We start from the raw sequence: 20,906 nt of genomic DNA, 5'->3' as shown, positions 1-20,906 counted from the left end.
AAAACAAAAACACCATTATGAATTATTCTATTAAAAAAATAAAGATCACAGAAAATCTACCTATTGTAGATGAGTTGGTAGGTGAGCTGCATATTTCTGAAAAAGAAATGAATGATAAAACAGCAGACTGGAACCATATCCGTGACAACTACCTCCGGTTTATGGCAGAATGTGAGGAAGAAAATGATGGCACTTTTCTTATTGCAGAAGTAGATGGAAGAGCTATAGGCTTCTTGTTTGGATATATTGATGAAAAAGATGATAGTAATTTTGAACTCGGAGACGCTGACGACCTCTATGTATCTGAAGGATATGTAAAAAAAGAATATAGAAAACAAGGCATATACTCAGCTCTTAATAAAGCATTTGAAGAAGCATATTCTGATTATAACATCCGAAAAATATATCGTTTTACCTTATGTAACAATGATACTATGCAACGTTGGCTGGCTTCACAAGGTTATCGCCCTGCAAGGTTAGTATATGAAAAATGGTTATAAAAGCAGAAATTTCTCCTCTATGATAAAGACATTCTGATCATTTATACATAAGAATTTGTTTAAAATAAAAAATCTGGTAAGTTGTCTTACCAGATTTTTTTATGAACATTGTTCTTTTATTTTTGTCTGAAATATACTTCAATTGGAACTCCGGTAAATCCGAATTCTTTTCTAAGCTGATTTTCAGTAAATCTTTTATAAGGTTCCTTCACATACTGTGGCAGGTTACAGAAGAATACAAACTGCGGTGATGGTGTAGGAAGCTGAACGCAATATTTAATTTTAATATATTTTCCTTTCAATGCCGGCGGTGGTGTCTGTTCGAAAATAGGAAGCATTACTTCATTCAATTTTGAAGTTTTAATCTTCTTTTTACGGTCTTCATAAACCTCCATAGCCATATCTACAGCTTTCAGAATTCTTTGCTTCGTTAAAGCTGATACGAATAGAATTGGAATATCCTGGAACTGACCGATTTTATCTTTGATTGATTTTTCGAAATCACGCATTGTATTCGTCTGCTTGTCTTCGATCAAATCCCATTTGTTAACAAGGATTACAATTCCTTTTCTGTTTTTCTGTGCTAATCCGAAGATATTCATATCCTGAGACTCCCATCCTTGGGTAGCATCTACCATGATGATTACCACATCAGAATATTCAATAGAACGGATGGATCTCATTACGGAATAAAATTCTAAGTCTTCATTTACTTTAGACTTTCTTCTCATCCCGGCTGTATCTACTAATACAAACTCGTGTCCGAATTTGTTATATAAAGTTTGGATACTATCTCTTGTAGTTCCTGCAATATCAGTTACAATATTTCTTTCAACATCCAATAAAGCATTGGTCATTGTAGACTTTCCTACGTTCGGACGACCTGCGATCGTGATTTTAGGAAGTCCTTCGAAAGGATCTTTATATTCTGTAGTCGGGAAGTCCTTTACGATATCATCCAATAAATCTCCTGTTCCAGAACCTGTAGCAGAAGAAAGAGTGTAGTATTTATCGATTCCTAATTGGTAGAATTCTGTTGCAGGAAGTTCTTCTTTCGATGAATCTACTTTATTAATTACAATATAGATAGGTTTGTTTGATCTTCTAAGTAATCTGTAAATTTCGTGATCAGTATCTGTAAGTCCTTCTTCTACGTTCATCATGAAGATAATAGAAGTAGCTTCATCTACTGCTAATTGTACCTGCTTACGGATTTCTTCTTCAAAGATATCATCAGTACCTACATCATATCCTCCGGTATCAATTACTGTAAAGTCTACTCCATTCCAGTCAGATTTCCCATAATGACGGTCTCTGGTTACACCGGCTGTAGAATCTACAATAGCCTCTCTTCTCTCTAATAAACGGTTAAAAAGCGTGGATTTTCCTACGTTGGGACGGCCAACGATTGCGACAATATTTGACATAAAAAATGTTTAATAATCCTTTTTGCTACGCTAAGGATAAGTTATTAATGGGTTACTCCAACTTTTGGAGCCCAATTTTTTTGCAAAGATAAGATTTTATTATTTAGTATTAAAAATCTTCATCATTTTGAAAATTTTTCGTAAAAAATAATTATTTGGCTATCAACGGATAAGCCCATTACCACTCAATTATGTTATTAAATTTTTAATTTTGGTTTTTGTAGTTCAAATAATTTTTCTAATTTTGCAGCATCAAAACAGACTCATGGTGTAGCGGTAACACTACTGATTTTGGTTCAGTCATCTGGGGTTCGAATCCCTGTGAGTCTACCACTTAATAAATGCAACTCGCTAATTTACAGCAAGTTGCATTTTATTTTTGGTCACTTTTTGGCGTTTGGTCACTTTTTTAGTCATACTTTTGATAAAAAATGCTCGGAGTGAATCCAATTGAATCTATTTGAATCTGATTGTATTTTAGCTACGGAAATAATGTCCGTTCGATTCAAAATAATCATACATGATGTTTCTTGCCGTAGCTTCCCAATCTATTACTACAAAACTCGGGAGATTGAACGGTATATCATTTTCATATAGATATTCCACGAACTCAATATCATTTGCAAACTCACCATAGTAAAAATTATTTGCATACTCATAAGCACTTTGAAAATCCATATCTAAAAAGTTGCTCAAAACAGCTTCAAAAACTTCAATATCATACTCTGATTCATTTATTTGCTCGGCAATGTCGTAAATTTCGGGAGATAAAAAACTTTCTCCTATCAATCCTAATTTTTCAAACAGTTCGCAACCCTCATAATCCTGAAACATAAATTCAGGGTCTTGTTCGTCTTCGTGTAGTTCGTGCATTGCTTCCAGTAGCTCGTCATAGCTTCCGTATTCGCTAAGATTAAACCATTTGCCGTAAATACTTGAATTGTTGTACTTCGCATAAGTGCCACAGTAGATAGCACAATTTCGCAGACAATTTTGTAAATTTGTCATGTTGATAAGTTTTAGATACGTTAAAATTTATTGATGTAGCCTAGTTGTGTTCGAGCACTTCTAGGCATTTTTTTGTTTTATATGCAAACCTTGTACACGTGAGTATAAGGCTAGTTTTAGTAGTAAAGTACAGAGTAAAGATACGCAAAAAATACGATAACTACCAGCTTTTCAGACGTTTTTTACTCAAAATATCAACAATTTACAAGACTAGTTAAAATCTTTTTAACCACTCCGAGCGCAGGAAAAATAAAAACAGTTTGAGAAAAACAAAATCCAAGCATAGGGGACACTACGAAAAAAGCCTGACATCCCACACCCAAACCGTCATAGTAGGTACACACCCGATACATATTCAAAATTTTGAGATTGGGGACAGGGGGGACGTTTTTACATGAAAATTTGACGGGTGGTGTAAATAGTAACCCAAGTATTGTACACTTTCCCCCAAACTCCGCAGGTAAAGCCACTACTCCACGTAGATTATCACAAACCGTTTACCACAGTTTTCCGAAATATTGATTTAGGATTAATAAAAGTGTGTTAGAGTGAGATAAATTAGTAGATAAATATTAGTATATATTGGTAATATCTTACAGAAACCCTGAAAACACCTATGTTTATAATTCTTTACAGAGATTGTTTGGTAAGATTGTGTAGTTGGTTTTGGGGTAAATAGGTAGATATATATTGACAAAGCTCATATTTTTTTATTTACATCAACTGATTTTAAACTCAAACTAGCGAAAGGGTTTACCATCTACTCTTGAATGAAAAATTAATTCTAAATAATAAATAAAACGAATATTAATCAACTTAATTAAATTTGAAATAGTACAAATCCCAATAACGCACCTCCAGCAACAACGAACGCAGTATTGATTTTTTTAAATTTAAAAACAATGATGCCACTTATAATTGCAATTAAAATGGTTCGCCAGTCAACAATACTTTCCTTGCCCATTACAAGACAAACAGATAATATAATGGCTACAGAGGCTACATTTACTGCATCAAGAAATACCGACAAACCCTTTGAGTTGCGCATTTTTTTTACTAATGGATTGAGAAATGCTACAAAGACAAATGAAGGAAAGAATATTGCTATTGTTGAAACAATTGCACCGTATAATCCGTTAATTTGATACCCTATAAAAGTGACTGATGAAAAAACAGGACCAGGTGTAAATTGTCCCACCGCAATTGCATCAATAAGTTGTTTTCTTGTTAAAAAACCTGTTTGTACTAATTCCGTATCTAAAAAAGCAAAAAGCACATACCCACTACCATAAAGGATTGCACCAATTTTAAGAAATATCAAAAACAATTTAATATTGGTTGCATCCCAAAAAGATATTTGTGAGATTTTAATATAAGCAAAGGGTATAAAATTTTGAATCGTATTATTCTTAATAGAATATAGCAAATAAGCCAATAAACCCGCTCCAAACATTAAATAAATTTCGTTAGTACCCAATAGAGAAGCTATCAGTACCGCAAGTCCTATTAGACCTAAAAATAATGATTTTATCGATTTTTTTGCCAATGGATAGACAGCTCCTATAATAACTGCAATAATAGCTGGTTTTATACCATAGATAAAAGGTTGTATTTCAGGTAACTGTCCATAATTATGATACAGTACCGCAAATATTAAAGTAATAAAAACAGCAGGCAGGATGAAACATAACCCTGCAATTATTAAGCCTTTCCATCCTCCTCTGTCATAACCGATGTGGATAGCCATTTCCGTACTGTTAGGACCAGGTATAAGGTTAGTGGCTCCTAATAAGTCCAAAAAATGTTGTTCGCTTATCCACTTTTTTTTCACGACCACCTCCTGTTGCATCATAGCAATATGAGCAGCTGGTCCGCCAAATGCTGTCATTCCCAATTTCAGAAAAAGCTGAGCTATATCTTTCAGATTACGACTTTTTTCCACTATTTATTATATATTTATCAATCGAATAATTACCACTACCAAAATAAAAGAGCATTATTAATAATGATGTCATTGCAAAATCAGTTCTATATTCGTGGGCAAAACTCCAAAATCCTTTTTCAGTAAGGATGGGAACTTTTGTAGAAATAAATGCTACTACCATAATAATCAGCAAAAATATTGAAGCCAATCTGGACAATAAACCTAGAAGTAATAAAATACCACATACAATTTCTACTGCGCCAACCATTGTAGCCCAAAATTCAGGGTTTTGAAATCCAATTTTAACAAAACGACCTGAACCAACCGTTTCGGGCGTAATAAACTTTTGTATTCCTTCTGAAAGAAATGTAAGCCCAACTATCATTCTGGGAATTAACAATGGTAGCTCCTTTGTTTTGATAATACTAGTTTTCATTGTGTAATTTAAAGTCTTGATTACTATATGGAGGTGTAGATGGTATTATAATTACGTTAAACTCATGTTTGGTTACCTGATGACAAGTATTACAAGTATTCGTTAGATTGATATATTCTTCTTTAAAAGCTTTGCTACTTTGTTGTTCAATAGCTTTTCTGAGATTATCCAATGCAGGATTTATCATTGGTAAAGACTTTGTTTCAGGACGGTTTCTACAATAATCTTTAATACCTTCTATATTTTCCTGAATTTCACCTATTTCAAAATCTGCAAGCTTCCAGTTTTGATTGATACCTGCAAACCAAAGTTTATTGTGATGAACCTGTATATTGCTCATAAATTCACCAAATCCTGGTCTATAGCTATTATCTAATTTTAGATTTAGGCTGTCTAATTGGCTTTGTAGAGCCTGTGAATTATTATTTGATGGATTACAAGCAAATAATATCAATATAATCGGGATAATAAATAAGTATTTCATAGCATATAATGTTTATCTGTAAATACAAAATTGCTACAACACTTTTAATATTATATGGTATATTTGAAAATAATATGTTTTTTTTTAATTGTTACGAAATGCTTGCGGTGTAAATGTTGTATGACGTTTGAAATATTTTACAAAGTGAGAAGCATCATTAAAGTTAAGTAAATACGCAATCTCAGATATGCTATTCTCTGTATAAATTAGTAATCTTTTTGCCTCTCCAATGATATGTTCCGCTATTATTTTCGAAGCAGAAAGATTTAATGTTTTTCTTGAAATAGAATTTAAGTTTTGAGGTGTTGTATTTAATTTCTCAGCATAATAGGCAACATTATTTTTTAAATCCTCTGTATTATTAAGCAATTCCCGAAACAACAACATAATATCATTGTTCTTTTTTACACTCATTGAGACTGGTTGAGCACTATTAATTATTTTAGCTAATAATGCCTTTAATATTCCTTCGATGACGGTATAATCTTTTTCAAAAATAAGTAGCTGAAAGAGAATTTCAACTGTATCCTTTTCCTGCAAATGCAAGCAATTTAAGGCACTTGACCTGGCGAGAAGATTTTTAAGTTCGTTATCCATTGATTGTTCTACAAACACTTTTTTCAATAACAATACATAACCTTCTGGTAGAGTTTCTATATCCCAGTGATGCACCTGCTCTTTGCGCACAAAGAAAACAGTGGGTACTTTTATTGGATATTGAACGTAATCAATGGTATGTGTACCTTTTCCTTCAAGCAAACAAATAATCTCTAAATAATTATTATGCTTGTGCGGTGTAGTTTTTCGAACTTCTTTTCGAAAAGGTGAAACTTTTATCAATTCAGTTTTCTCAATTTTGTCGTTTACAATTATGGATTTTTTCAAAACACAAATTCTTTTAACTTACAAAATACAAAACTTTTTTAATCAACAACAGCAAAATTTATATATTTGCGGTTAGAATTTTAACGAAAAAAATATAAAGCGTCTGCTTTTATTCTGTTAACAGAAATCTGACAGTTTCAACATACCACAGAATAAACAGTTTGATGCCCGTGCTATGGCGTGCGGGCTATTACTTGTTTGTGGTATAAGGTTTTGTCAGAACCTCTGTTAGCAAATTGAGTGTAGTCCCACGCTTTTTGCATTAATAACCTTTCACTTTGGGACTGAGTGATGCAATAAATCACTATGAAAAAAGTCTTTATTTCTCTCCTGCTGTTCGTGGGTATAACAGTATTCTCACAGGAAAAATTTGATTGCAACAATCTTTCTAAAACAGATTATCTAAACAAATACCGTGAACTCAAAGGTTACGGACTAGACAAAATCACACTCAAAGATGGCAGAGAGGTATTGCCACTAGTCATATCACAAGTATATGACGAAAACAGCCTGAGACAAGTTTGTATTAACGCAGCTTATGCCGACCACAAATACGGTACAGAAAGCCATTACGAGATGTATCGTCAAAATATCTACAACATATCCCGAGAAACTTTTATGAAAAACTCGGATTACTTTGAGATATTTTTAGAAATGATTGCAAACCTAAAAAACCAATAACCCGATGGAAAAGAAAACTATTCAGGTTGACAGCAACATCCCTAAATCAGTGCTTATAGGTTTTGTATTAGCATTCGTAACGGTTTTTGCAGTCCAACATTTCAGTACATTTTCATATATCCCGAATCTTAGCAATCCCACAATAGATTACGGACATAAGGTTGTTTTGAGCGGAACATACGACACCCGTACAACGCCTGTTGGTGCATTGTATCAGACTACGCCATTCGGAACAAAGATAGATTTACCTACAAACGGCATGATGTGTAGTGAGCTACTGTATGATTCTGAGTTCAAGAGCTACTCTAATAAAGGCGTGTTATACACAAAATCTGTTTTTAGCGATTACAAATATCTCCTACTATTTTGGTTAGCATACACACTCATCGCACTGTTTTTTAAAAGATACCGTCTAAAGGTTTTGATTCTGATACTACCAATTTTAGGCATGAGTTGTGACAAGACCAAACAAGAGCCAATTGAAATCCCTAAAACAGCCATAGACACAGTAAAAACAACCTTAAACAACTCAAACGCACCAATCCCTCAAAACACGCCCGAAACAGCCGTAAAACACTCATTTGTAGTCTTCAAGGTAAAAGACAAATATTTCGGGAAAGAATCTGTAATTGTAACAGGAATATTTAATACACCTTACACTATTAGCATGGATGAGGAATACATGATTTTAGACGATACACAGGCTAAATGCAATGCCTATCTGTTTGACAAAAACATTCTTGAAAGATATATGATGAGATTTGACAGCTATGCAGAAGCAAGTCAGGAAAAAGAAAGAATATCTAAAATCCGCAATACAACTTTATCTAATCAAAAACCTACTCCAAAAACTTTGACCAAAGAAGAACAGGAACAGATTATCAGAGAATGGAAAAGCATTACACCCGAAGAACACGAACAAGCCCGACAGCTACAGATGGAGCATGAAATGTGGGTTGAGGAACAGAAAAGAAATAACCAAAACTATAATTAACATCAAAATTTCAATTATGAAAAAACAATTATTCCTAGCATTATCGCTAACCGCTACATTATCATTAGTAACCGTAAATTGCTCGAGCAACAATGATGATGATGATAACAACACACAGCAAACAAACCCTGCAACAACTCAATATTTTCACCCTCCCACGTGGATTCAGGGAACATGGGGTGTAACAAATGGGACAACTTCAAATAAGCTGTATAAGTTTACAGCAGATGATTTTATCTTACTCGTAACAGGTGTAAGCGAACAGAGCATGACAGGAACAATCAAATCAAGTCCTAACGGTGGAAGTGTTGACGAAACAGTTAACAACAGTACACAGTATAACTTTACTGTAAAATACAACATCACAACCACAACACAAAGTTTTGAGTTCAGAAAAGTTTCAGCAACTCAGATTCAGTGGAAAGATAACAGTAACGGAACTTGGTTTGATTTGGTAAAAATGTAGTAAAAAAACAGAGCCTTGACCTTATAGGTTGGGGCTTATGTTTTATCTCTGCAAACACCGATGAAAAGAAAGGTTAACAAAGAATCTGCAAGATAGTACCAATACATACTACAAATATTATCTTACTTATATCCTACTCAAACTAATCTAACTATTCTAATCGGGAAAATTTGGAGAAAAAAAGATACGTCAAGTTTTGTCGCCCCACAGATATAGCTTTGCAAAAAAGAAAGATATTAATTCAAAATATGGGGAAAATACCTATACGTTGAACCAATGATTTTTTTTAAATTGTCGCCCAAATAAAATTAATATGTAAAAAATTCACAAGTAATTATGAGAAAAAATTTATCACGAAATTTACTCGCATTATTCGGAATGCTTGTAACTGCGTTTACCTACGCACAAACACCCACCTCAAATGAAAACTATGTGCAGGTTACTAAATGCCTAAATGATGATTGTACCAAAAAGTCTGAGGTAGTAACATATTACGATGGCTTAGGAAGACCTAAACAGATTGTAAATGTTAAAGAAACAACAACAGGAAAAGACTTAGTTACTCCAATCACTTATGATGGATTCGGGAGAAGAACAAAAGAAATTTTACCCACTCCATTAAGTACCCTAAACTCTGCAATACATTCAGGTGTAACAAATGAAAGTACAGCAAACTCTTATTATGGTGTATCAAATGCTTATGCAGAAAAAGAGCTTGAAAACTCACCACTAGACCGAGTTTTACAACTTGCTCAGGCTGGTGATTCGTGGAAAATGAATTCAGGTCATACTGAAAAAATTAAGTATGAGGCTAACAATGCAAATGAGGTTTTAGGATTTGTTACAAACACAACCATAAACACAGTTAATAATGTTACAAACACTATTTCCACATTAACCATTACAGCGGAAAACAATGGGTATTTTAAACCTGCAACACTCTATAAAACAACTGTAACTGATGAAGATGGAAATCCAGTCATTCAGTTTAAAAACGGTAGAGGTCAAATATTACTAATTCGCAATACCGATGGTACACAAGACATTGACACCTATTATGTCTACAATGAATACAATCATAAAGCATTCGTAATTCCACCTAAGGCTGTCAAGCAGATTAAAAGCAATGGAAACGTTGTAACACAGGCTATTTTAGATGATTTATGCTATCAATACCGATACGATGGGAGAAATAGAGAAGTTGAAAAGAAAATACCTGGCAAAGGATGGCAATACACAGTTTATGATAAACAGGATAGACCAGTTTTAGCACAGGATGCAGTTTTAAGAACAGTAAATAACAATTTCAATACTAAAGGTTGGCTTTTCACCAAATACGATGAGTTTGGCAGAGTAGTTTATACAGGATTCTTTGCTAACACAGCTACAAGACAGGCAATGCAAAGTGCATTGAATAATATGTCTGCCAATGCTGGAAACAATGAAAGGAGAAGCAGAACCCCTTTCAATTTGCAAGGGATTGACATTTATTATGATAAACAGGCTTTTCCAACTGGAAGCATGACCGTTTTAACATTAAATTATTATGATACCTACCCACTAGAAGCCCCAGCAATCCCAACAACAGTTTTAGGTCAATACACTTTACCTCAAACATTGGACGCAAATAACCATGCTTCAACAAACAGCCTTCAAGTAGCCAGTTATGTAAAGAACATTGATGATGACAATTGGACTAAAACTTATACATACTATGACAGTAGAGCAAGACCTGTAGCATTAAAGACTCTTAATCATTTAGGAGGCTATACCAATAAAGAGTTTAAATTAGATTTTACAGGATTGGTTGAGGAAAGCTATATCTATCACAAAAAAACATCTAGTGATACCGAAGTTAAGGTAAAAGAGAGATTTGTATATGACAATCAAAACAGGGTCTTAAAGCAATATCACCAAGTAGATAATTTACAGGAGGAATTACTGGCTGAAAATTCCTATAATGAGATTGGGCAACAAATCAATAAAAAGACTGGAAACACCACAGGAACACCTCTACAATCTATTGATTATACATACAATATCAGAGGTTGGTTAACTTCAATTAACAATCCTAACAACCAATCCAGCTTTAATAACAAGTTGTTTGGATTTGAATTAAAATATGATAATCCTGTTTCATCATCTGTTGCACCAGCAAAATACAATGGCAGTATCTCAGAGTTTGACTGGAAAACAGCCAATGGAAACACTTTGAGAAGATACGGTTACAAGTATGACAAGTTAGACAGGCTTACAGATGCTTCATACCTTGAACCATTGGCAACTGTTCCAGTAACCAATGGCTACGGAGAATTTTTGACTTATGATGAGAATGGGAATATCCAAACTCTGAAACGATACCAATCGTACAACAATAATGCAATGTTGATTGATGATTTGGTTTACAGCTCCTACAAAGGAAATCAACTTCTTAATGTCATTGATAACAGTAGTAATAATTTAGGCTATCCGAATGGTGGCAATACAATTGCCTATGACCTTAACGGAAACATGATAAATCATGTTGACAAAGGAATAAGTAATATTTCATACAACTTTTTGAATCTCCCTAATAAGGTTACTTTTCAACAAGGAACATCATTTAGTAATGATATACTATTTTCGTACCGTGCAGATGGTATAAAACTGAAAAAAGCATACAGTTACTTAAACCCAAGAAGTGGAGTTGTTTTAACTGAAAACACTGATTATCTCGATGGTTTCCAGTATTTCGGACAAAGTGGCTTTAACAATTTACAATTTTTTCCAACAAGTGAGGGATATTATGACTACCAAAAGAAAAGATATGTTTATAATTATTCCGATATTTGGGGAAATGTAAGATTAGCTTATTACAATTCAAACAACACAGCAACCATTGATAGGGAGACAAATTATTATCCTTTTGGGCTGGAATATCAGGGCTATAACGGAACTTTTACCCAGTTGCAAAGCTATACTTACGGTTTTCAAGGTCAGGAAAGACAAAAGGAAACAGGATGGAGTTCTTTTAAATGGAGAAATAATATTCCAGAGTTAGGAAGATTTTTCAATATTGACCCTTTGGCTGAAAAGTACACGTATAACTCACCTTTTGCATTTCAGGAAAATAAAATTGGTTTAGGTAGAGAGTTGGAAGGGCTGGAAATGACAAGTTTTGACATGGACAGCAAAGACCCCAATGTTAAGTATATGACTGAATTGGATGGGGTTACCAATTACAGAGATAGCAAAAACTATCAACTATTCAATGAAACGAGAAACTCTATTTTAGAACCAGCAATTATTACTGTTTACTCAGCCTTACCTGAAATGGCAATTGAAGAGGTTGTAGTCACTGGTCTTGCAAAAATTGGCTTCTTTGGTAGAGCATGGAATGCTATAAAAGGAGTTTTTAAAGCAGAAAGTGAAGTCAGTACGATTGCTGAAACCACTATAGGTAAAGTTCCTAATCCTTATGGTAAAACGGGAGGTCCAGCACATAAGGCAGCAGTAAAAGAAGCAGAAGAAGAATTAAAAGATGCAGGGTTTACGAGCATTAAAAAAGAAGTAATGGTTAGAACACCTGATGGCACCAAAACAAAAAGATTCGTAGATGTAGAGGGCACAAACCCAACTACAGGTGAAGTAAAACAAATCCAAGTAGGAAAACAGACCCAAAAAGGTAAACCTATCTCAAGAGAAAGAAAGGCATTAGATGACATCGAAGGAGCTACAGGAGTTAGACCTGAGTTTAAGCCTTACAATCCAATTAATAATACAGTTGGAAGTGCTGGAAAAGTATCTCCGTAAACATAATTATAGTTAACATGAGTTCAAAACAATTAAACTTTTATATAACTCCTGAAGAGCATGAAAAAATAAATGAGTTTATTCATAAAAAAGGAGCTTTAATACTTTTAAATCAAAATATTTCAAGTGATGATAAAATAGAATTACAAAGTGAGATTCCAAAGAATGATGTTTTCCAAATATTTTTATCAAATAATGAATTTGTTAAAAAAGTAAAAATAAATACTACAGGAAATAACCATATAAAATATTTTGGCATTGATGAGAGTTACCTATTGGAATTTGATTTGGGAGGCTTTTATCCCTATGATAGAAATATTTTACACAGAGGTAGGTTTTACTATGTAAAATCTTTCTGGAACGAAGAAGATGTTTTAGAAAAAAAATCAAATGATTTTACTCTTTGGTGTGATGACTTTATTAAGGATTTCAGAAAAGAATTTCTAAAAAGATTTTCAAAAGAAAAAACGTTTTTTTATTCAGATTCTGCCATAAAATGGATTGAAGATAATAATGCTTCGGAAACTGGTGGAGGATTAAGCTGGAAAATTAATTTATGAGTTGATTTCGGGCATATTTTAAACTTTAATGCGTGAAATAACTAATATTTGTCATTACAAATACGGTTACAAAAACTCCTTAAATTTATAAAGGGACATTTTCAAAAACTGGTCTTACTATACAACCAAAGTAGTAGAACCAGTTTTTTTAGTATTTACGCCTGTTTTGAATAGATATAGTAAGCAGAAGGCTCATCTTCTTTTTTAGGAATCTCTTTTTTCTTGTTTTTTTTAGTTTCTTTAGGTTTATCATCCTTTGAATTAAATGATTGAGGACATTTTGAGCCTGGCAACTGAAAACAACGGAACTTAAATTCATATAAAAGTTTAGAATCCGAATTTAAAGAATCTTTTTTCTCTTGCCCAAAAGATAAACAATACAGAAAAATAGGGAAAATATAAAGTTTTTTCATAATCTCAACTTGTTCTGCAAAATACGTAAAATCTGTCAATCATTTCAAGTACTAGCTAAAAATCACTCAATATATTTATCCAAGTAAATATTAGTTAATGTTCTTACCAATCTGTTTTTATTCTTTATATATTGCTTCACAAAACCTTTTACCAAGAAAATATCAACAATAATTATTGTAAATCCTATTAGTAGTAAAACAGAAATTAGAATCCTTGAACCATCGTAAAAATCTTGCATATTGGACGAGTAATCTAAAAACTTAGATAAAAAACTACCTGTAATAATTGAAATTGTTATTACTACTGTTTGCACCGAAAGCCCATAAGAATATTTGTTTTGTTGTGCAGAAAGTTTATCAATCAAAAAGAGCAAATTATCTTTTTTAGTCAGAGTATTTCCCAATAAATTAAGTAGTTCCTGTTTTTGTATTTCCAAAAAGGAATCATAATTATACTTGTTATTATCATTCAAAGCATAACTGTAATAGGTTCTAATGACTACTTCAACTCGTCCTATCATATAATTGACAGAGACAACACTAAAGAACACCATAATAGGAAAGGTTAAGAGAATCCATAAATCCTTTTGACAGAATAAAAGCATAAAGGATGCTACTGTTGGTATTAATGGCGGAATAATAATGCGAATCCACCATTTAAACTTGAATTTTTTGTAGACTAGATTGTAAATAGAAATCTTGTCATTGTAACCACTAATTTTTTCAATGTGATGTTTTTCACTCATAATATTTATTTTTAGAGTGTAAATATATTAATCACAATAAAACCTATCTCCAGACCTTTTGGGTCATATTAGGAGCATAACCAATCTCACGGATAAATATTTCATACATCAATTCATAAACTTGTTCTAAATCAGATTCTTTTACTACTAAGCAATCATGCAATGTAAAAAACGGAATCTTTCTTTTATAAGTATTGTTTATTTCCCGAGCAATCGTGTGAACCATAAAATGAGATTCTAATTGAAACAATAAATATGAAAGTCTTTTATGTCTTTCTGAGGTCGGAACACCTTCAAATTTCACTCGTTTGAACTTTTTGGTAAGTTCATATATCTTAGGAAAATGATTGTAAAATACTGCTTGTTCCTGAATATAATCTTTAGGATGTGCAAAAAGCATGGCTAAGAATTTATTTTTACTATATTTTCTTAGGTCGTCTTCATCACCATCAAATTGTCTGTTAAACATAATTTCAAAACTTGATTCAAAGTTTGGCAGGTTCATAAAACTGTCCATAAAGTACTCATAAAGTCGGTTATTCAGCACAAGTTCTCTGAAATCCGCTATCTCCCTGTCAGAAGGCTTTACCAAAGATTCTACTATCATATAATGATAGAGTATATCCTGACTGCATAGCTGTGTGCATAGTATCCCCGCCTTAGTCTCCCCGCAGATAGTAGGAATAGAGAGTATATAGGACAGGAAGAATGGAATTGAGGACGACAAATCGACTTCCGCCAGATTCTCACCATCATATTTCAAATACTTCCTGCATATTTTAGAAAATGATGTTATAGCGGTATGTAGTCTACCGTCCGTTTCAGGCTTGTTGTAGAAATTAAAACATCCATTTTTAAAATCTACTACTCTTTGAGCATTCAAAAGATACTTGTTATAGTCCCCTGTCTGCAAATAATCCAAATAAAGCTCATTTAAGGCTGATTCTGCGTCTAATTCAAAGCGGGAAACATCAAAATACCCACGAGTGAAATCAAAACGTTTTCGCACGGTATTGTCAATCTGTGGTGCATTAATTTTTATGATTTTACGAGCGAAAGTTTTTTCAGTGATACAATACATTTCTAATTTACCGTCACCCCAATAATATTCAGGTAAGTGATAAGCATAACAACCACCTGGTTTATAATTCCGCTTCCAAAGCATCCGCCCCTCACCACCGAAATCCTGATAAAGATATTCTACATGTTGTTTAGAGTTTCTGTAAATAGATTGATTTATTCCTGCGCATCGTGGAATAAAATGATTTATTACTGATTCAAAGCTGCCATATTCTTCCGTGTCTTTGTTACATGATTCTTTAATCAATTCAGAGATAAAATAATGACAATAATCTCGGCTCAGTTCAAAATCAGGTGGAAATTTAGATAATCTTTGTTCCAGATTTAGACTTTTGGGTATTAAGATATAATATTCACTCATAATAATGTTATAAAAAAGGCATAACAAGGGCTGTACAAAGCTTTTTTTTTGCAATGTCTTCAGGGATTGTTATACGAAATGTTTTAGTTGGTTTTTGGGGTATTTACGAGGCTTTTACGGCATGTGTACGCAGAGTTGCGCAGTGTAGTAGTAAAAAGATCCTGCTTTCATCAGCCTTGTAATTATCGGGAGTAGAAAAAAGTTAAGTTTTTATACGGTATAATAATAAAAAGATCTTTCTTATGCGCACACCTATTCCCCTCTCAGCCTTGATAATACCTCGTCTTTAGAATAATACACTCTTTTACCGACCTTTGCAGAAGGCTTCAAAATACCCTGCTTATTCCAGTTATGAAGTGTTGTTACACTCACATTTAGTAACTCTGCTGTTTCAACTCGTGTATAGACTTGTTTCTCGTCTTTTGAGGTTTGTTGCTCAACCTGCATTTGATTGACTACTTTTCGAACTACCTGTTCAAAATCCTGCATTAGTTCTTCTTTTGTAAGTTGGAATAGTGGTCTGTTGTCACCGTTGTTGTTGTTGTTGTTGTTCATAATGTATATTTTTTTATTGTTATCTGTTCAATTTCCTGGCATACAGGCACAAAAAAAGGAAACCCCTTTTCGAGATTTCCTGATGTTTAGACATAAAAAAAGACCCAACCGCTAAGGTTGAGTCTGTATATTTGTTAATAATTGTTAAAATTTTGTTGCTCGGGCATAATTATTCCCCGACATTTCGCAGAACACGTTTTTTATAAGGTGCGACCCCTTTTGCAGTTGTGTTGACTGCTTCCGACTTACCGAAAAGGCATAATTCTTCCCTGTACTTTCCGAACATTGCGTTATAATGTGTGCATCCCACGACCCTATTTCTAGGTACTCTTCGATTTTTGCCAATATCGTTTTTAAATAGGTGACTCCCCTGATACTCTTTAAAGTAATTGGTCTTTTTGGTTACGTTTAAAATATGATTATTTCGTTGATTAAATATAATTTCTCCATTGAAATATAAATCTTCGCCTCTTATTTTAGTTCGGAGGGATTCCCGCAACCTTCAAAAATTGTATTTACACAATCTTTGGCGTAATTATTTCACTTTTTAAAGTTCAGACATTATTATCCGCCTGAAAAAGATCCTGCTCCCCCAATATTTAGCATTATGCTTGGTATGGTCGCTCCAGTGAAGACTTATATAACTACTTGAAATAATCTTAAAGAACTTTTTCGCTCGTTTCACATCTTACTTACACATTAATCACCATTATGTGATATATCATACTTTTCAGAATTGAAACTTTAAAAACAAATTCAAATACCGTGCCGAAATTTTAAGTTTTGGGGATTATGAAACATTTTTGTTAATATTAATAATTTCTGCCAACTGCTCTATGTTTCCACTCTCAATGAGTTCCTGCATTTTCTGCATCTGGGCTTTCAGCTCTTCAATCTCTTTGGTTTGTAAATCTGCTTTTTGCAACTTTTCGTTTCTTGCTTTGATACTTTCCTGTCTGATCTGCTCATGTTCAAAGGTCGGTTTGAAATAAGTTTTGAAAACAGATTCATCCGTATGTCCTGTATACTGCCATATTTCCAATAAGTCCCAGCCTTCCATATATCGGTTGGTACAGAAACTCCTCCGTGAATCGTGAAATGCTATTTTGTCTGCAAAGTTTATCGTTTCAAACTCCACTCCGTCATTCGTAGGGCGTTCACGGGTTATTGTCTTTTCATTGAAATAAGGTACAGCTTTGAACAGTTCTTTCAAATACTCATTAGTATTTTGGTTGGATATGGCAATGCTTTTTATATCATCATTGTATTTACTCAGGATGTCACCTGCATAGCCAAAAAAAGAAAAACGAACTGTCTTATAGTTATCTACTCCCGAACCTTTTTTTAACAGGATGTTGACCATTTTACTGTTATGGTCAATATGTCCTCCCTCAATACGTGTAATATCCCCGAATCTAAGTGAGGTATGACAGCCCAACACAAACATATCACGAACTCTCTCTAATCTCGGAGCATCGGAAAAATCATGTTCGTACAATATTTTGATTTCGGGTTCAGTTAATACAGTATGGAACGTTGGCGGAACTTTTACTTTATATTCATCCTGCATATAACTTCTGTTATCAGTATACCCTCTCTCAAATGCACGTTTCTGTACCTGTGATAATCTTTTGATTCGGGTTTTGAGCGTGTTTAATGACTTGACTCTTTCCGTATCAAGTAGCCAGTTTTGGAACTCCAAACATTGCACTTCATCAAATTTATCAATATCCAAAAAGATATTGTTTTCATTAGCAAAATCCTTCAAATCCGTATACATTACATTGAAAGATGATACATAACTTCTGTGCAGGGGTTTTTGACCTGAAGCAATGGCACGTTGGATTTTAAGTTCCGTTACCTTCATGAACTCCTGGAACACATCATCAAAAGATTTTTTGTTTTTCTGTACAGTTGTAAGTTCTTTCCCTGATATTGCATTATCTACAACGGTCTTTAACTCTTCTTTTGTTGGCATACGGTTGTAATGCTCGTTGAAATTTTTGTGAGCATCCACTATCGAAGTTTTGAATTTAGCTAGCTTCTGGTTGATTTCTCTTTTATCTCCGCCAGAAGTAACAGTTTTAGTATCTGTATCCCAATTGCTAGAAGCAACTTTCAGACCTGTTGAAAAGTCCACTTTCAAATCCTTGAACGAATATCGTCCCATAATTCGGGAGATTGCTTTTGTCGGTTCTTTCAATCTAAAATTAACGCTCCCTGTTTCGTTGTTATATCTTTTTACTTTTGCCATATACAAATATACTTAAAATTCTAAAATTAGTCATCTTTTTGGTCACCCTAATTTTTGAATACATTTGAATATATTTGAATTCAATAAAACATAAACATTTATTAATAAGCATTTTAAAAGACTAAGCAAATTCAATAAAGTATAAATAAATACAACATGTTATATCCTGTGGGTCTACAAACCACTCTTTTTAAAGGGTGGTTTTTGTTTTTTGTACAATTTGACAAAAATCCGGCCTTCTTTCCCAATAAGTTAATACTCTCCCTCCTACTCGCGTTTAGCTATTATTATAGTCTGATTGGTAATATTGTTCATCAATAAATTCTCTTATCCAGATCCAATGGAAACTTAAAAAAATAAATACAGAAATTTCGGAAATAATAATTCCAAACAGTAGTGGAAAAGTTTCATAGGACAAACTACTCCTAATTCATTCTTCCAATCTCATTATAATTCAGCATTACACACCTTGTTTCAAATTGCCTATCTACATTCCAATTGATCACTTTCAACATTAAATTTTAATACGTCATGATTTGACGTTCTGCAAACATATTTTTGTTAATAATACCTCCACCAAACAGTGATAAAAATCACATTAAATCACATTAACATGAAGCAAAAACAATGTTAATAAACGTTAAGTTTGCAAAAAAAATTAACTAATAATAATTCAAAGAATACTTGGGAATGAAAAAACTCTATCTCGGTGCATATACTTTATGCACAATGGTAAGTATGTCTGCTCAGGAAGTTGTTTGGCAGAAAGACATTAAATCCTCCACTCAGGATTTTCTAAGTCAGGTGACAACAACAATCGATCAGCAGTATCTTATTACAGGAAGCTCTATTCAGAGCGACAAACAGCAAACTTCAGGCAGTAAGCAAAACAACGGTTACGATTTCCATTTGGTTAAATTAAACCAACAAGGAGGAGAAGCCTGGGAAAAATATTTTTCAGGAAATAATCATGATTACTTGTCAGCCACTGTCAGCACTCAGGACGGAGGGTTTCTTCTGGCTGGAACATCGTATTCCGGAAAAGGACTGGATAAGAAAGATGATTCCAAAGGCGGTTCAGATATCTGGCTGATCCGAATCAATGAGTTTGGTGATGAAATTTGGCAGAAAACATTAGGAAGCGCTTCCGATGAAGAAGCCAAAGCAGTAATTCAGAGCACAGATTTAGGCTTTTTCGTTGCCGGAAATGTACAAAACTCTTCCAAAGGCTATGGTTCAAAAGATGTCTGGATCATCAGACTGGACAAAGATGGAAAAGAACTGTCTCAGCTTGTATTAGGCGGAAAAGGCTTAGACGAAGTAGAGAGAATAATTCCGACGAAAGATGGCGGAGCTCTTCTAGGGATTTATTCAAGAAGTTCCGAGGTTCGTGCTTCGGGATCTGAGAAAGGTTCCGGGATGCGAGATGCGGGTTCCGTGTCAAACGTTCAAACCTCAAATCCCGTATCTCGCATCGCAAAATCCACAGAAAACTTCGGTGAAGGCGACTATTGGATCGTCAAACTGGATAAAAACGGAAAAGTAGAATGGGAAAAGAACTATGGCGGTAAAGCAGACGATCATATCAGAACGTTGGCTTTAACTTCAAATGGTTACATCATCGGTGGTGAATCCCGTTCCGAAAGATCAGGAAACAAAACCGTAGGGATTGAAGAAGGAACAGACCTATGGCTCATTGCTCTTAATGAAAGAGGAGATGAACAGTGGCAAAAGTCCTATAATTTCAAAAACCGTGATATCCTGATGGGAATGAGTGTGATACAGAGCCAAGATCCGAGAGCCAAGAATCAAGATGTAACAAAAGGAATTTTGTTGGGTGGCTATACCCAAGCAGAAGGAAGAATACAAGAAAATGACGAAACTTTCTGGATGCTTTATCTGGATGGAAACGGAAACGAGCAATGGCGAAAGCATGTGAGTGGAGAATCCAGACAAAAAGAAGAAAGACTTTCGGATCTAAAACTGAACAGAGACGGTTCTATAGTTTTAGCTGGAACAAGCGCCAAGGAATTGGGTAAAGAAAACTGGAAGATTGTAAAGCTGGCTGATAAGCAGGTCAATGATCTGATTGAAAAATACGATATCAAAATTTACCCGAATCCGGTATCCGATTATGCGTATGTAGAAATCGGCTTTGACTTCAAGGAGGCTGATATTATGTTGTATGATATGGGCGGAAGACAGCTTCAGAATTTTAAAACGAAAAACAGAGTGACCAAGATGAATACCCAGGCTTTGGTGCAGGGTGCTTATTTGGTGACCATAAAAACGGATAATAATAAAACCGCAAATGCGAAGCTAATTAAGAAATAAAACTGT

At 34.0% G+C, this 20,906-nt stretch carries 18 protein-coding genes and 1 tRNA gene; 8 read left to right on the top strand and 11 right to left on the bottom strand.

Annotated features, from left to right (window positions below; translation table 11 throughout):
* Window positions 1-17: 17 nt before the first annotated feature.
* Entirely contained in the window at window positions 18-500 is a 483-nt protein-coding gene (locus tag GTR01_RS02385) for a GNAT family N-acetyltransferase (protein WP_160136267.1), read from the top strand.
* A gap of 116 nt (window positions 501-616) precedes the next feature.
* Here the strand turns inward: GTR01_RS02385 and der are convergent, their stop codons facing one another.
* Entirely contained in the window at window positions 617-1,927 is a 1,311-nt protein-coding gene (gene der / locus GTR01_RS02380) for a ribosome biogenesis GTPase Der (RefSeq protein ID WP_160136266.1), read from the bottom strand.
* A 259-nt stretch (window positions 1,928-2,186) separates the two neighbouring features.
* Between der and GTR01_RS02375 the strand changes: the two genes are divergently transcribed.
* A tRNA-Gln gene (locus GTR01_RS02375) sits at window positions 2,187-2,260 on the top strand.
* A 144-nt stretch (window positions 2,261-2,404) separates the two neighbouring features.
* Here GTR01_RS02375 and GTR01_RS02370 read toward each other — a convergent pair.
* From GTR01_RS02370 to GTR01_RS02350, 5 genes are all read right to left on the bottom strand, one after another.
* Complete coding sequence (locus GTR01_RS02370) at window positions 2,405-2,935, bottom strand: antirestriction protein ArdA (RefSeq protein ID WP_160136265.1); 531 nt, start codon at window positions 2,933-2,935, stop codon at window positions 2,405-2,407.
* An 820-nt stretch (window positions 2,936-3,755) separates the two neighbouring features.
* Window positions 3,756-4,823: a chromate efflux transporter gene (gene chrA, locus GTR01_RS02365; RefSeq protein ID WP_410492565.1), complete on the bottom strand. Its 1,068-nt coding sequence runs from the start codon at window positions 4,821-4,823 to the stop codon at window positions 3,756-3,758.
* 37 nt (window positions 4,824-4,860) lie between these two features.
* Window positions 4,861-5,295 (bottom strand): DoxX family protein, encoded by a 435-nt coding sequence (locus tag GTR01_RS02360; RefSeq protein ID WP_160136263.1) that lies wholly within the window; start codon window positions 5,293-5,295, stop codon window positions 4,861-4,863.
* Complete coding sequence (locus GTR01_RS02355) at window positions 5,285-5,779, bottom strand: hypothetical protein (RefSeq protein ID WP_160136262.1); 495 nt, start codon at window positions 5,777-5,779, stop codon at window positions 5,285-5,287. Before GTR01_RS02355 ends, GTR01_RS02360 begins: the two co-directional genes overlap by 11 nt.
* Window positions 5,780-5,863: 84 nt before the next feature.
* The gene (locus tag GTR01_RS02350) at window positions 5,864-6,664 is read right to left on the bottom strand and encodes an AraC family transcriptional regulator (RefSeq protein ID WP_160136261.1); all 801 of its coding nucleotides are present in this window, start codon (window positions 6,662-6,664) and stop codon (window positions 5,864-5,866) included.
* Between the two features lie 306 nt (window positions 6,665-6,970).
* On the opposite strand from GTR01_RS02350, the gene GTR01_RS02345 reads away from it, so the two are divergent.
* The 5 genes from GTR01_RS02345 (at window position 6,971) to GTR01_RS02325 (ending at window position 13,157) form a co-directional block, all read left to right on the top strand.
* Window positions 6,971-7,345: a hypothetical protein gene (locus tag GTR01_RS02345; protein WP_160136260.1), complete on the top strand. Its 375-nt coding sequence runs from the start codon at window positions 6,971-6,973 to the stop codon at window positions 7,343-7,345.
* Window positions 7,346-7,349: 4 nt separating this feature from the next.
* Window positions 7,350-8,339 carry a hypothetical protein gene (locus tag GTR01_RS24480; RefSeq protein ID WP_185155084.1) on the top strand — a complete coding sequence of 330 codons (990 nt, stop codon included), beginning with the start codon at window positions 7,350-7,352 and terminating at the stop codon, window positions 8,337-8,339.
* Between the two features lie 16 nt (window positions 8,340-8,355).
* Entirely contained in the window at window positions 8,356-8,805 is a 450-nt protein-coding gene (locus GTR01_RS02335) for a hypothetical protein (RefSeq protein ID WP_160136259.1), read from the top strand.
* A 336-nt stretch (window positions 8,806-9,141) separates the two neighbouring features.
* Window positions 9,142-12,597, top strand: coding sequence for a DUF6443 domain-containing protein (locus tag GTR01_RS02330; RefSeq protein ID WP_160136258.1), 3,456 nt, complete (start codon window positions 9,142-9,144; stop codon window positions 12,595-12,597).
* A 17-nt stretch (window positions 12,598-12,614) separates the two neighbouring features.
* A complete protein-coding gene (locus tag GTR01_RS02325) occupies window positions 12,615-13,157 on the top strand; it encodes a hypothetical protein (RefSeq protein WP_160136257.1) in 543 nt (180 codons plus the stop codon).
* A gap of 155 nt (window positions 13,158-13,312) precedes the next feature.
* Here the strand turns inward: GTR01_RS02325 and GTR01_RS02320 are convergent, their stop codons facing one another.
* The 5 genes from GTR01_RS02320 to GTR01_RS02300 form a co-directional block, all read right to left on the bottom strand.
* On the bottom strand, window positions 13,313-13,570 hold the full coding sequence (locus tag GTR01_RS02320; protein ID WP_160136256.1) for a hypothetical protein: 258 nt from the start codon (window positions 13,568-13,570) through the stop codon (window positions 13,313-13,315).
* Window positions 13,571-13,632: 62 nt separating this feature from the next.
* On the bottom strand, window positions 13,633-14,316 hold the full coding sequence (locus GTR01_RS02315; protein WP_160136255.1) for a hypothetical protein: 684 nt from the start codon (window positions 14,314-14,316) through the stop codon (window positions 13,633-13,635).
* A 43-nt stretch (window positions 14,317-14,359) separates the two neighbouring features.
* On the bottom strand, window positions 14,360-15,757 hold the full coding sequence (locus GTR01_RS02310; protein WP_160136254.1) for a hypothetical protein: 1,398 nt from the start codon (window positions 15,755-15,757) through the stop codon (window positions 14,360-14,362).
* 252 nt (window positions 15,758-16,009) lie between these two features.
* Complete coding sequence (locus GTR01_RS02305; protein ID WP_160136253.1) at window positions 16,010-16,312, bottom strand: helix-turn-helix domain-containing protein; 303 nt, start codon at window positions 16,310-16,312, stop codon at window positions 16,010-16,012.
* Between the two features lie 790 nt (window positions 16,313-17,102).
* Window positions 17,103-18,566 carry a tyrosine-type recombinase/integrase gene (locus GTR01_RS02300; protein ID WP_160136252.1) on the bottom strand — a complete coding sequence of 488 codons (1,464 nt, stop codon included), beginning with the start codon at window positions 18,564-18,566 and terminating at the stop codon, window positions 17,103-17,105.
* A 690-nt stretch (window positions 18,567-19,256) separates the two neighbouring features.
* Here GTR01_RS02300 and GTR01_RS02295 point away from each other — a divergent pair.
* Entirely contained in the window at window positions 19,257-20,900 is a 1,644-nt protein-coding gene (locus GTR01_RS02295) for a T9SS type A sorting domain-containing protein (protein ID WP_160136251.1), read from the top strand.
* Window positions 20,901-20,906: the final 6 nt, after the last annotated feature.

The sequence above is a fragment of the Chryseobacterium sp. c4a genome (assembly GCF_009900745.1).
Classification (GTDB): Bacteria; Bacteroidota; Bacteroidia; order Flavobacteriales; family Weeksellaceae; genus Chryseobacterium.
Note: the sequence above shows the minus strand (reverse complement) of the source record. Positions and strands in the feature narration are given on the sequence as shown.

Excerpts from the sequence above, each read along its gene's own strand:
- GTR01_RS02385 (WP_160136267.1), top strand. The coding sequence starts at position 18 with ATGAATTATTCTATTAAAAAAATAAAGATCACAGAAAATCTACCTATT.
- der (WP_160136266.1), bottom strand. The coding sequence starts at position 1,927 with ATGTCAAATATTGTCGCAATCGTTGGCCGTCCCAACGTAGGAAAATCC.
- GTR01_RS02370 (WP_160136265.1), bottom strand. The coding sequence starts at position 2,935 with ATGACAAATTTACAAAATTGTCTGCGAAATTGTGCTATCTACTGTGGC.
- chrA (WP_410492565.1), bottom strand. The coding sequence starts at position 4,823 with ATGACAGCATTTGGCGGACCAGCTGCTCATATTGCTATGATGCAACAG.
- GTR01_RS02360 (WP_160136263.1), bottom strand. The coding sequence starts at position 5,295 with ATGAAAACTAGTATTATCAAAACAAAGGAGCTACCATTGTTAATTCCC.
- GTR01_RS02355 (WP_160136262.1), bottom strand. The coding sequence starts at position 5,779 with ATGAAATACTTATTTATTATCCCGATTATATTGATATTATTTGCTTGT.
- GTR01_RS02345 (WP_160136260.1), top strand. The coding sequence starts at position 6,971 with ATGAAAAAAGTCTTTATTTCTCTCCTGCTGTTCGTGGGTATAACAGTA.
- GTR01_RS24480 (WP_185155084.1), top strand. The coding sequence starts at position 7,350 with ATGGAAAAGAAAACTATTCAGGTTGACAGCAACATCCCTAAATCAGTG.
- GTR01_RS02335 (WP_160136259.1), top strand. The coding sequence starts at position 8,356 with ATGAAAAAACAATTATTCCTAGCATTATCGCTAACCGCTACATTATCA.
- GTR01_RS02330 (WP_160136258.1), top strand. The coding sequence starts at position 9,142 with ATGAGAAAAAATTTATCACGAAATTTACTCGCATTATTCGGAATGCTT.
- GTR01_RS02325 (WP_160136257.1), top strand. The coding sequence starts at position 12,615 with ATGAGTTCAAAACAATTAAACTTTTATATAACTCCTGAAGAGCATGAA.
- GTR01_RS02320 (WP_160136256.1), bottom strand. The coding sequence starts at position 13,570 with ATGAAAAAACTTTATATTTTCCCTATTTTTCTGTATTGTTTATCTTTT.
- GTR01_RS02315 (WP_160136255.1), bottom strand. The coding sequence starts at position 14,316 with ATGAGTGAAAAACATCACATTGAAAAAATTAGTGGTTACAATGACAAG.
- GTR01_RS02310 (WP_160136254.1), bottom strand. The coding sequence starts at position 15,757 with ATGAGTGAATATTATATCTTAATACCCAAAAGTCTAAATCTGGAACAA.
- GTR01_RS02305 (WP_160136253.1), bottom strand. The coding sequence starts at position 16,312 with ATGAACAACAACAACAACAACAACGGTGACAACAGACCACTATTCCAA.
- GTR01_RS02300 (WP_160136252.1), bottom strand. The coding sequence starts at position 18,566 with ATGGCAAAAGTAAAAAGATATAACAACGAAACAGGGAGCGTTAATTTT.
- GTR01_RS02295 (WP_160136251.1), top strand. The coding sequence starts at position 19,257 with ATGAAAAAACTCTATCTCGGTGCATATACTTTATGCACAATGGTAAGT.